The 302-nt window shown below is 23.5% G+C and carries 1 protein-coding gene; it reads right to left on the bottom strand.

Annotation, left to right across the window (positions count from 1 at the left end; all coding sequences use genetic code 11):
• On the bottom strand, positions 1-302 hold a 302-nt coding region (locus ACR6JA_RS22890), incomplete at both ends, for a hypothetical protein (protein ID WP_494599778.1).

Here is a 302-nt window from a genome sequence, read left to right as displayed (position 1 = left end):
TTTTTATTTTTTTTTTGGGGGTTTTTTTGGTTTTTTTTTTGTGGTTTTTGTTGTTGGGTTGGTTGGTGTTTGGATTTAAATTTTTGGTTTTTTTTTTTAGGGGGGGTTTTTTTTTTTTTTTTTTGTGGTTTTTTAATTTTGGGGGGGGTGGGTGTTTACAGCTTTTTTTTTTGCTGCCCCCAAATTTTTTTTTTTTTTTTTTTTTTTTTAACCTTTTTTTTTTTTTTTTTGGCTCTTTTTTTTTTTTTTTTTTTTTTGTTTTGTTTTTTTTTTTTTTTTTTGTTTTTTGGGGTGTTTTTTTT

Source organism: Cedecea sp. B1(4) (genome assembly GCF_059414925.1).
Note: the sequence above shows the minus strand (reverse complement) of the source record. Positions and strands in the feature narration are given on the sequence as shown.